This is a genomic window from Spongiactinospora gelatinilytica, assembly GCF_003236385.1.
Classification (GTDB): domain Bacteria; phylum Actinomycetota; class Actinomycetes; order Streptosporangiales; family Streptosporangiaceae; genus Spongiactinospora; species Spongiactinospora gelatinilytica.
Map to the genome: position 1 here is coordinate 1 of NZ_POUA01000250.1, position 11,662 is coordinate 11,662.

At 75.8% G+C, this 11,662-nt stretch carries 2 protein-coding genes and 1 pseudogene; 1 reads left to right on the forward strand and 2 read right to left on the reverse strand.

Annotated elements, in window-relative coordinates; genetic code table 11:
* Together C1I98_RS26380 and C1I98_RS26385 are read right to left on the reverse strand one after the other, a co-directional pair.
* A partial coding sequence (locus C1I98_RS26380) for a non-ribosomal peptide synthetase (protein ID WP_146607641.1) occupies positions 1–10,819 on the reverse strand: 10,819 nt, incomplete at its 3' end.
* Between the two features lie 52 nt (positions 10,820–10,871).
* Positions 10,872–11,111 (reverse strand): phosphopantetheine-binding protein, encoded by a 240-nt coding sequence (locus C1I98_RS26385; protein WP_199537226.1) that lies wholly within the window; start codon positions 11,109–11,111, stop codon positions 10,872–10,874.
* Between the two features lie 247 nt (positions 11,112–11,358).
* Between C1I98_RS26385 and C1I98_RS26390 the strand changes: the two are divergent.
* A pseudogene (locus tag C1I98_RS26390) lies at positions 11,359–11,662 on the forward strand (hypothetical protein); the annotation flags it as partial.

The window sequence follows — 11,662 nt, forward strand, 5'->3', positions numbered from 1 at the left end:
CCTCCCGCCCGCCGCGGACGCGCGGACGCCCGCCGTGCGGGAGGTGGTGGGCGCCGGGGGCGAGGGTGGAGAGCCAGTGGTCGAGTTCGGCGAGTGCGGCGGGCTCCTGGGCCTCGGCGGTGAGGCGGCGGGCCCAGCGTGCGTACGGTACGGGGACCGGGGTGAGCGTCTTGCCGCGCAGCAGGGCGGCCAGCTCCGGCAGCAGTACCCGCCAGGACACCCCGTCCACCACCAGGTGGTGGGCCACCACCAGCAGCCGTCCGGGCGCGTCGCCGAGGTCGAACCAGACGACCTGGAGCACGCGGCCCGCGCCGGGGTCGAGCCGGTCCACCGCCGCGCGGTATTCACCGGCGAGATCGGCCAGGCCGCTCACCCGGCGCACCTCGGCGGGCACCGGGTCGGCGATCTCGGCCGACCAGACGGCCGGATGCGGCCGGGACAGCCGCAGCCGCAGCGCGTCGTGGCGGCGCTGGAGCGCGTCGAAGGCGGCGGCCACCGCCTCCGCGCCCAGGCCGGAGGGCACCTGGAGCAGCCGCGCCTGGTGGAAGTCCCGCACCGGGACGCCCTGCTCGCGCAGCCAGTGGACCACGGGCAGCAGCGGGACCGGGCCCTCCAGCGGCTCGGCGATGCTCTCGCCGGCGCTCTCGGCGGGGGCCTGCCGCCCACGGGCGACGGCGGCCAGACCGGCCGGGGTCGGGTGCTCGAACACCTCCTTGGCGGTGATTTCCAGCCCGGCGTCCCGGATACGTGCGACCAGGGAGATCGACATGATGCTGTCGCCGCCGAGTCCGAAGAAGTCGTCGTCGGGACCGACCGACTCCAGCCCGAGGATCTCCGCGAACGCCGCCACGAACGGATTCCCCGCGCTCTCCACCCTGGTAGCGGGTGCTGTGGCGGCAGGTGTGGGGAGGGCGCGGCGGTCGAGTTTGCCGCTCGTGGTGAGCGGGAGGGCGTCCAGGGGGAGGATCACGGCGGGTACGGCGGGCGCGGGCAGCCGGGTCGTCAGCTCCCGGCGCAGCGCGGCCGGGTCCGCGCCGGCGGCCACGACATAGCCGATCAGGCGGCCGTCCACCGCCGCCGCGGCGGCGTCGCGGACCCCCGGCAGGGCGCGCAGCGCGGTCTCCACCTCGCCCAGCTCGATCCGGTGCCCGCGGATCTTCACCTGGTCGTCGGTCCTGGCCAGGAACTCGAGCGCGCCGTCACGGCGCATCCGGACCAGGTCACCGGTGCGGTACATGCGCCCGCCGCCGCCGAACGGGTCGGCGACGAACCGGGCGGCGGTCAGGCCGGGCCGGTTCAGGTAGCCCCGGGCGAGCTGGCGGCCGGAGATGTACAGCTCGCCCGGCACGCCCACCGGCACCTGCCGCAGCGCGGCGTCCAGCACGTACAGGCGGGTGTTCCACACCGGCCGCCCGATCGGCACGCCGGGCCCGCCGGGGTCGCCCTCGTACGGCTGCGCCGACACGTCCACCGCCGCCTCGGTCGGCCCGTACAGGTTGTGCAGCGGCACGTCCAGGGCCGCGCTGAAGGCGGCGGCCAGATCGGCGGTCAGCGCCTCGCCGGAGCAGAGCACCCGGCGCAGCCCGGAGCAGCCGGGCACGCCGGGGTCGGTGAGGAAGCCGCGCAGCATGGACGGCACGAAGTGCGCCGTGGTGACGGCGTGCTCCCGGATGAGCCGGGTCAGCTCGGCCGGGTCGCGGTGCGCGCCGGGCGGGGCGAGCACCACCGCCGCCCCCGCGCACAGCGGCCAGAAGAACTCCCACACCGACACGTCGAAGCTCGCCGGGGTCTTCTGCAGCACCCGGTCATCGGCGGTCAGCCCGTACTCGGCCTGTGTCCAGGCCAGCCGGTTGACGATCGCCCGATGCTCGACGACGACGGCCTTCGGGGCGCCGGTCGAGCCCGAGGTGTAGATCACGTACGCCGGGTGGGCCGGACCGGAGCGATCCTCGAAGGACGCCTCCCCGGACTCCCACGCCGCGCGCACGTCCTCGGCGGTGAGGACCAGCACGGGCCTGGCGTCGGCCAGCATGAACTCCCGGCGCGCGGCGGGCAGCTCGGCGTCGATCGGCAGGTAGGCCGCCCCCGTCTTCAGCACCGCGAGCAGCGCGGTCATCAGCTCGGCCGATCGCGGGATCGCGATGGCCACGATGGTCTCCGGCCCCGCGCCCGCCTCGGCGAGGGCCCGCGCCACCCGCCCGGCCCTGCGTTCCAGCTCCGCGTAGGTCAGCGTGAGACCGTCAGGCGCGACGACGGCGGTGGCGGCCGGGGTGCGCGCGGCCCGCGCGGCGATGAGCCGGCCGACCGTGTCCTCGGGTGCCTCCCGCGCGGTCGCGCCGACCCGGGCGATCAGCTCCCGCTCGGCGGGGGACAGCACGTCAACGGCGCCGGCCCGCAGCCCGGGATCGGCGGTCACCTGGCGCAGCAGGTGGATCAGCCGGTCGGCGAGCAGCCCGGCGGTCTCCTCGTCGTACAGGTCGCGGGCGTGGATGACCGACAGGTGGGTGGCCTCGCCGTCGTCCACGGCGGTGAAGGCCAGGTCGAACCGGGCGTGCACGCTGAGGTCGGGTTCCACCTCGCCGAGCGGGGACGGCCCGCCCGCGCGGTGGTACTGCGTGAGGACCTGGAAGAGCGGGTGGCGCGCCAGGGACCTGGCGGGCGCGGCGATCTCGACCAGCTTCTCGAAGGGCAGGTCCTGGTGGGCCAGCGCGGCCAGCTCGGTCTCGCGGACCCGTTCCAGCAGTTCGGTGAAAGTCGGGTCGCCGCTCACGTCGGCGCGCAGCACGAGCGTGTTGACGAAGCAGCCCATGGCGTCGTCGAGCGCCTCGTCGGGGCGTCCGGCCACCGGTACGCCGAGCGGGACGTCGGTACCGCCGCCGAGGCGGCACAGCAGCACGGCGACGGCGGCCTGAAGGACCATGAAGGGGGTCGTGCCGGTGGCCCGGGCCAGGGCGGCGACGCCCTGGTGGACCTCGCCGGGCAGGCGCCGCCGCACGGTGCCGCCCCGGTAGGACGGGACCTGCGGGCGCGGCCGGTCGGCGGTCAGCGGGAGTTCGGCGGGGATCCCGGCGAGCGCCTCCCGCCAGAACTCCGTCAGGGCCGTGGTGTCCTGCCCGGTCCGCCACAGGGCGTAGTCGGCGTACTGGACCGGCGGACGGTCCCACGCGGGGGCGCGGCCCTGCCGCCTGGCCTCGTACGCCGCGGCCAGGTCGCGCAGGAAGACACCCTCCGACCACTGGTCGGAGGCGATGTGGTGGAAGACCGCCGACAGCGTGGCCGCGCCACCGGGCAGGCGGAACAGGGTCACCCGCAGCGGCGGTTCGGCGGCCAGGTCGAAGGCGTGCGCCTCGGCGCGGGCCAGCGCGGCGGGCAGCTCCCCGGCACCGACCTCGGCCGTCTCGAACGGCGGGACGGCGTCGGCGACCCGCTGGTACGGCGTGCCGCCCTCGTCGGGGTAGACCGTGCGCAGGACCTCGTGCCGGGCCGTCACGTCGGCGAACGCGGCCCGCAGCGCCTCCTCCTCCACCCCCGGCCGCAGCCGCAGCCGCAGCGGGATGTTGTAGACCGGGCTCGGGCCCTCCAGCTTGAACAGGAACCACAGCCGGCGCTGCGCGTCCGACAGCGGCACCCGCGATGGCCGTGCCATCGGGACGATGGCCGCCGCGCCGCTCCCGGCGGATCCACGGCCCAGGCGGGAGGTCAGCCGTGCCGCCGTGCGCGACTCGAACAGGTCTCTGATCCCGACCGGCGCGCCGAGCAGCCTGCGCAGCCGGTTGACCGCCCGGGCGGCCAGCAGCGAGTGCCCGCCGAGGCCGAAGAAGTCATCGCCGGGGCCGATCCCCGGCACGCCGAGCAGGTCGGCGAACACCCCGCGGACGATCTCCTCGCGCTCGTCGCGCGCCGCCCTGCTCGCCGTGGCCGCCTGGGGCGCGGGCAGCGCGGCCCGGTCCAGCTTGCCGTGCACGTTGATCGGCAGCTCGTCCATCCGGACCACCGCCGGGACCATGTACGGCGGCAGCCCCAGCGCCCCCGGGTCGATCTCGGAGGCCGAGACGACGTAGGCCACCAGCCGGTCGTCCGCCACGATCACCGCCGCCCGCGTGACGCCGGGCAGCGCGAGCAGCGCCGCCTCGACCTCGCCCGGCTCGATCCGGTAGCCGCGCAGCTTGACCTGGTCGTCGGCGCGGCCCAGGAACTCCATCGTGCCGTCGGCCCGCCACCTGGCCACGTCGCCGGTGCGGTACATCCGCCCGCCGCCGCCGAAGGGGTCGGCGACGAACCGGGCGGCGGTCAGGCCCGGCCGGTTCAGGTAGCCCCTGGCGATCCCGGTCCCCGCGAGGTACAGCTCTCCGGGCACGCCGGGGGGGACCGGGCGCAGCCCGCCGTCCAGGACGTAGGCCCGGGTGTTGGCGATCGGCCGGCCGATCACCGGGTCCTCGCTCGCGGCCGGCCGCGAGCCGAACGCGTCCACGGTGAACTCCGTCGGCCCGTAGAAGTCGTGCGTGAGGAGTCCGGGGGTCTCCCGCAGCCGCCGCCACAGCGCCTTCGGCACGGCCTCGCCGCCGAGCAGCACGAGCCTCGGGACGTGCGGGCCGGACAGCAGGCCGTACTCCACGAGCTGCGCGGCGAACGACGGCGTCACGTCCAGCGTGTCGATCCGGCGCCGCCGCACCAGCTCGACCGTGGCCTCCGCGTCGCGCCGGGTCTCCTCGCCGAACAGGTGCAGCTCATGCCCGCACAGCAGCCACAGCAACTGCTCCCAGGAGGAGTCGAAGGAGAAGGAGGCGGTGTGCGCGGCGCGCAGCCGGCGGCCCCCCGCGGCGGCCACGGCGTCGGCGAAGATCGTGTCCCTGTGGTCGCGGTAGAGGTTCATCAGCCCGGCGTGCTCGATCTGCACGCCCTTGGGGCGGCCGGTCGAGCCGGAGGTGTAGATGACCGCCGCCCGGTGTCGCGGGTCCCTGGCCACCACGGGATCGGCGGTCTCTCCCTCGTCGGTGCCGGGCAGTTTGGTCAGTACCAGCAGCGGATCGGCGTCGGCGAGCATGAGCCGCCGCCGTTCCTCCGGATAGTCCAGGTCCACCGGCAGGTACGCGGCCCCGGTCTTGAGCACCGCCAGCAGCGCCACCACCAGGTCGGCGGTGCGCGGCAGGGCCAGCGCGACCAGGCGTTCCGGCCCGGCCCCGAGCGCGATCAGGGCGTGGGCGACCCGGTTGGCCCGGCGGTTCAGCTCGGCGAAGGTCAGCGAGCCGTCCTCGGTGACCAGCGCGGTGGCCTCCGGCGTCGCCGACGCCGTGGCCTCGAACACGTCGGCCACGGTGCCGCCGGGGACCTCGGCGGCGGTGTCGATCCACTCACCGAGCAGCCGCTCGCGCTCCCCGGGCAGCAGCACGCCGATCCGGCCGGACGGCTCGCCCGCGGCGATGCCCGCGAGGACCAGGGCCAGCCGGTCGGCGAACGCCTGGGCGCGCTCCCGGTCGTACAGGTCCGCCCGGTACTCCAGCACCAGCCCGAGATCGTCGCCGCCCGGCCCGAGCACCGGGTCGCCCGCGGGCAGCGCGAGCAGGGTCAGCGCGTAGTGGGTGTAGCCCCGGTTGCCCGCGCCGGTGACGCGCAGGTCGCCGGACTCCGCGGTGCCAGCGGGGTAGTTCTCGAACACCAGCAGCGTGTCGAACAGCGGGTTCATCCCGGTGAGCGCCTGGATCTCGGCCAGCCCGAGGTACTGGTGGCCGAGCAGGCGGGCCTGCTCGGCCTGCACCCGGGCGAGCGCCGCCCCAACAGGCTCGCCCGGGGCGATCCGCACCCGCACCGGCACGGTGTTGCTGAACAGGCCGATCATGCCCTCGACGCCGTCCAGATCGGCGGGGCGGCCGGAGACGGTCGCGCCGAACACGACGTCGTCGCGCCCGGTGAGCCGGGCCAGCAGCAGGCCCCAGGCGTACTGGAAGATCGTGTTCAGCGTCAGCCCGTGCGCGCGGGCCAGCTCCCGCAGGCCGTCCGCGACGCCCTTCGGCAGGCGGACCCGCAGGTCGGCGGGGGTGGCCGGAGTGCGGGCCCGGCCTCCTCCGCCGAGCAGCGTGGGGGACGCGAGGCCGGCCAGCGCCGTCCGCCACGCCTCGGCGTCGGCCGCCCGGTCCCGCCCGGCGAGCCAGGCGAGGTAGCGCCGGTACGGCGGGGCGGCCGTCGCGGGCGCGCCGGACACCAGCTCGCGCACGATGAGCGGGGTGGACCAGCCGTCCGCCACCAGGTGATGGCTCACGATCAGCAGCCGGTGGTGGCCGGCGGCCTGCCGTACCAGGACACAGCGCACCAGCGGCGGCGCGCTCACGTCGAAGCGGCGGGCCAGCTCCTCGCGCTCCAGGTCGGCCAGGCGCTCGGGCGCGTCGCTCAGGTCCACCTCCCGCCAGGGCAGCTCCACCTGGGCCGGGACGACCTGCACCGGCCGGTCCAGGTCGCCGGTCACGAACGCGGCGCGCAGCGCGTCGTGCCTGGCCAGCAGCGCCTCCATCCGGGAGCGCAGCCTGCCTGCGGGGCCGTCCACGTCCAGCCAGGTGACCGAGGTGTAGACGTCGGTCTCGTCGTGGGCGGCGTGGAACAACAGCCCTTCTTGGAGCGGCGACAGCGGCAGGACGTCCGCGGTCCCCGGCGGCAGGCGGTCGATCTGGTCCTGGGTGAGGGACACCAGCGGCAGGTCGGAGGGGATCAGCGCGCCGGGGGCCGCGGCCACGGCGGCGAGCGCGGCGGTCCACCGCCCGGTGATGCCGGCGAGGTCGGCCGTCCCGTCCGGGGAGGCCCAGTGGACGGCCAGGCGCGGCCCGTCCGGCTCGTCGTGCAGGAAGGCGTTGACCGTGAGCGCGTACGGCGTGGCGGGCTCTCCGGCGGCCGAGAAGGCCGCCCCGGCGGCGAACCGCCCGAGGTAGTTGAACAGGATACGCGGCTCGGCGAGCCCGCGCAGCCGGCCGCGCAGGTGCCGCAGCACCCCGTAGCCGACGCCGCGCGACGGGACCCCGCGCACGGCCTCCTTGACCCGGCGAAGCACCTGATCGGGGGTGGCCGCGCCGGTCAGGTCCGCCCGCACCGGGTGCTCGGCGGTGAACCAGCCGACCGTCCGGCTCAGGTCCAGCCGGTCGTCCAGGTCGCGGCCGTGTCCTTCGGCCTGGACCAGCAGGTCCTCACCGCCGATGGTCAGGGCCAGCGCGGCGAGCAGCAGTTCGTCCGGCCTGGTCCGGCAGCGCGCGGCGGCGGCCAGCAGGTCGCGGGTGAGATCGGCGGGGGCGTGGGTGACCAGCGTGGCGTCCGGGTCTCCGGCGGCCGTGGGAACCGGCGGGGCGGGCCGGTCGAGCAGCGCGGCCCAGTACGCCTCCTCGCCGGCGAAGTCCCGTTCGGCGAGCGTCCGGGCCCAGGTGCGCAGCGAGGTGCCGGCCGGCTCCAGCGGCCGGCCCGCCAGCGCGGCGCGCAGGTCCGGCAGCAGGATGCGCCACGACACGCCGTCCACGGCCAGATGGTGGACGGTCACGGTGAGCCGCCCGGGTTGGAGGGTGAAGGCCGCCATCCGCCCGGCGGCCGGGTCGATCAGGCCGGGCGGGCCGATGAGGTCGCGGGGGCGCGCCTCGTGCGGCGGCGGGACCAGCAGCGACCAGTCGGGCAGCAGCCGGGCGCGCAGTGCGTCGTGGGCGGCCAGCAGCGCCCGCACGGCTCCGGCCAGGCGGTCCTCGCCGAGGCCGGCCGGTACGTCCAGGGTGACGGAGTGCGTGTAGGCGGGCGGCGTGCGGCCGGGCCCGGCCGCCTCGCGCAGCCAGGCCACCGGCGGGGTCACCGGGACGACGCCCGTGCCGTCGTCGGCCTGGCGGGCGGGCATCGCCTCGGCGACGGCCGCCAGCGCCGCCACGGTACGCCGCTCGAACACCTGCCTGGGCGTGATCAGCAGGCCCGCCTTGCGCGCCCTGCCGCACATCTGGATGGACAGGATGCTGTCCCCGCCCAGCTCGAAGAAGTTGTCGTCGATGCCGACGCCGGGCAGGCCGAGGACTTCGGCGGCGACCCCGCACAGCGCGGCCTCCACCTCGTCGCGCGGCGCGCGGCCCCCGGCGGTGAACTCGGGGGCGGGCAGTGCGGCGCGGTCCAGCTTCCCGTGCGGGGTGAGCGGAAGTTCGCCGATCGCCACGACGGCGGCGGGCACCAGCGCGGCGGGCAGCCGGGCGGCGAGCGCGCCGCGTATCTCGGCGGGGTCGAGCCCCGCGCCGGTGACGTAGCCGACCAGCAGGCCGTCGCGCAGCGCGGCGGCCGCGCCGGTCACGCCGGGCACCCGTGCCAGGGCGGCCTCGACCTCGCCCGGCTCGATGCGGTGGCCGCGTACCTTGACCTGGTCGTCGGCGCGGCCGAGGTATTCAAGCGCGCCGTCCGGCCGCCGCCTGGCCAGGTCGCCGGTGCGGTACATGCGCTCGCCCGGGCGGAAGGGGTCGGCGGCGAACCGCGCGGCGGTGCGGCCGGGGTCGTTCAGGTAGCCCCGGGCCAGGCCGGTTCCGGCCAGGTACAGCTCGCCGGTCACGCCCGGCGGCACCGGGGCGAGCCGTCCGTCCAGCACGTACGCGCGGGCCCCGGTCACCGGGCGGCCGATGACCGGCGTGGGGCCGTCGGCCAGGTCGGCGGTCAGGGCGTCCACGGTGAACTCCGTCGGGCCGTACACGTTCCGGGCGGCCAGCCCGGGGATCTCGCGCAGCCGCCGCCACAGCCCCTCGGGGACGGCCTCGCCGCCGAGCAGTACCAGCCCCGGCCGCCCCGGCCCTTCCAGCACGCCGGCCTCGGCCAGGCGGACGGCCAGCGAGGGCGTCACGTCGATCACGTCCACCCCGGAGTAGCAGGCGGGGTCGCGGCGTTGGTGCTCGTCCAGGATGACCAGTTCGTGTCCCGACACCAGCCACAGGAACGGCTCCCAGGCCGAGTCGAAGGACAGCGCGTAGGAGTGCGCCACCCTGCGCCGCGCGCCCGCGGCGTGCAGCCCGGCGTTGTGGTGCCGCCACAGGGCCGACAGCGAGCCGTGGGTGACGGCGACGGCCTTGGGCGTGCCGGTGGACCCGGAGGTGTAGAGCACGTACGCCAGGGACGCGGGCGGCGGGTCGGCGAGCGGCGCGGCAGCCGCGGATCCGGCCGCCTCGGCCTCGGCGAGCGTGCCGGGCGTGACGACGAGCACGGGCGCGGCGTCGGCGAGCATCACCGCCCGCCGGTCGGCGGGCAGGTCCTCGGTCAGCGTGAGCTGGGCCGCGCCCGACTTCAGCGCGGCGAGCTGCGCGACGATCATGCCGGTGCCGCGCGGCAGGTCCAGGGCGACGATCCGCTCGGGGGCCGCGCCGCGCGCGGCGAGCAGCCCGGCCAGCCGGTCGGAGGTCTCGTCCAGTTCGGCGAAGGTCAGCGCGCCCGCGCCGTCGCGCACCGCCACCGCGGCGGGGGTCAGCCGGGCCTGGGCGCGGAACGCCGCGGCGATCGAAGGGCCGGGGGCGGCGTCGCCGCCCGAGGCGTCCGCGATGGCCCGCTCCCGCTCCCCGGCGGTGGCCAGCGGTACGCCGGCCAGCGGCCGGGCGGGGTCGCCCGCGAGCGCGGCGGCGAAGGCCGCGAACCGCTCGCCGTGCGCGGCCAGGTCGTCCTCGGTGCAGGTGCCGGCGTTGCCGTCCAGTTCGAGGGTCAGCTCGTCGTCGGGGGACTTGTAGAAGGAGAACTCCAGGTCGTCCACCGGCCCCGCGGCCAGGTTGCGGACCACGCCGGGCACGCCCGCGAACGACAGCTCGTAGTCGAACGCCTTGATGTTGACCGAGGGGCCGTGCAGCCGCCGCCCGGGCTCGGTGCGGCCGAGGTCGCGCTGGAGGTCCTCGCCACGGTAGCGCTGGTGCGCGCGGGCCTCGGCGATCTCGGCGGCGGCCCGGCGGATGAGCGTCGCGAAGGTGTCGTCCGGCCCGGCGGCGAGCCGCAGCGGCAGTACGTTGACCGCCATCCCCGGCGAGCGCATCGCCGGGCCGCCGAACCGCCCCGCGAACGGCATGCCGAGCACGATGTCGGTGAGGCCGGTCATCCGGTGGACATAGGCCGCGGTGACCGCGGTGACCGCGTCGGCCCAGGTCGCGCCCGCCTCCTTGGCCACGCGCAGCAGCGCGTCGCCGGGGAAGGACGCCGTGTGCCGGACGAAGCCGTAGGCCGGTTCGCCGGGCGCGAGCACCGGGACCTGCGGCGCGCCGGCCAGTTTGGCGGCCCACCACTCGCGGTCGCGCTCGTGCCGCTCCGACGCCCGGTACTCCCGCTCCTGGCCGGGGATCGCCGTGAACGGCCCGAACGGGCCGTCGCCGGGGTCGTGACCGGCGGCGAGGGCGGTGTAGACGGCCGCCACCCGCTTGGCGATCATCGCGACGGTGTAGCCGTCCACCGCGATGTGGTGGTAGCGCATGTACCACAGCCAGGACTCCGGCCCGGTCCGGTAGAGGGCTCCGGCGAACAGCGGCCCGTCGACCGGGTCCACCGGCCGGGCCAGGTCCGCCCGCATGGCCGTGAGCGCCTGCCCGCGCGGCAGCTCCAGCACCGGCAGCGGCCACTCCCCGCGATCCGCTTCGAGCGCCTGCCACGGCCCGCCGGGGGCGTCCATGATCCGCACGTGTAGCGCCTGCGCCTCGCCGACGGTGGTTCGCACCGCGCGCTCGAACAGGGCCGGGTCCAGCCGGCCGGTGAGCTCGACGTAGTGGCCCACGTTGTAACGGGGGTCGGCCGGATCGAGCCGCTGGGCGTACCAGACGCCGAGCTGGCCTCCGGTGAGCGGGAGCACCTCTGTGGAGGGGGACAACGAGACCTCTTCCTGCTGTTCCTGCTGCGGGCCTAGGCGCGGGCGGGCGTCGTCATCGGGCCTGCTCCTGCCGCTCGCCGACCAGCCGGTACCAGTCCGACAGGGTGGGCTGTTCGGCCAGCTCGACGAACGTGGTCTCGACCCCGGCCGCGCGCCAGCGTTCGACCAGGGTCATCACCCGGATCGAGTCGAGGCCGCGGTCGAGCAGGTTCTCCTCCTCCGGGATGTCGGCGGCGGGCGCGGACAGCACTTCGGCCACGTCCTCGCGGACGCGTTCGGGGGTCAACGACACGTTCGATCGCCACCTTCGCGGGCTGAAAGGAATATAGCTAAGGTAAGGCAAGCCTTACCTAACATTCACGGGACTGGCCCTGAAGTCAAGAGGTGAAATCTTGTGAAGCACGACACTTTGCCGGGGGCTTGACATAGGCGACTAATCACTAAAGATTAGGTATGCCTTACCTTAGTTGATCAATGGCCATGGGTCGGCCACCGCCGACCCGCAGGCCGTTCCCCCAGACCCCCGAAAGGGTCAGACCTTGACCATCTCCTATGAGCCGGTCACCGCGTCCGAGTTGCTCGGCGAGTATCGTCCCGGTCATTCCTCGCTGTTCTCCTCGCCGCAGCACACCCTGCTCGCGCAGGGCGTCGGCGACGTGGTCGGCCCGGCCGGCACCCTGCGTGCCCTTTCGGAGCAGGTACGGCTCCAGGGCAGGCTCGTTCTCGGCGCCGTGCCGTTCGACGACCCCGCCTCCGCCCACCTCGTGATGCCCGAGCGGGGCCGGTGGGCCGATCCCTTCATCGCCCGTCCGGTGACCCCGGACGGCCAGCCCCGGCCGTGGC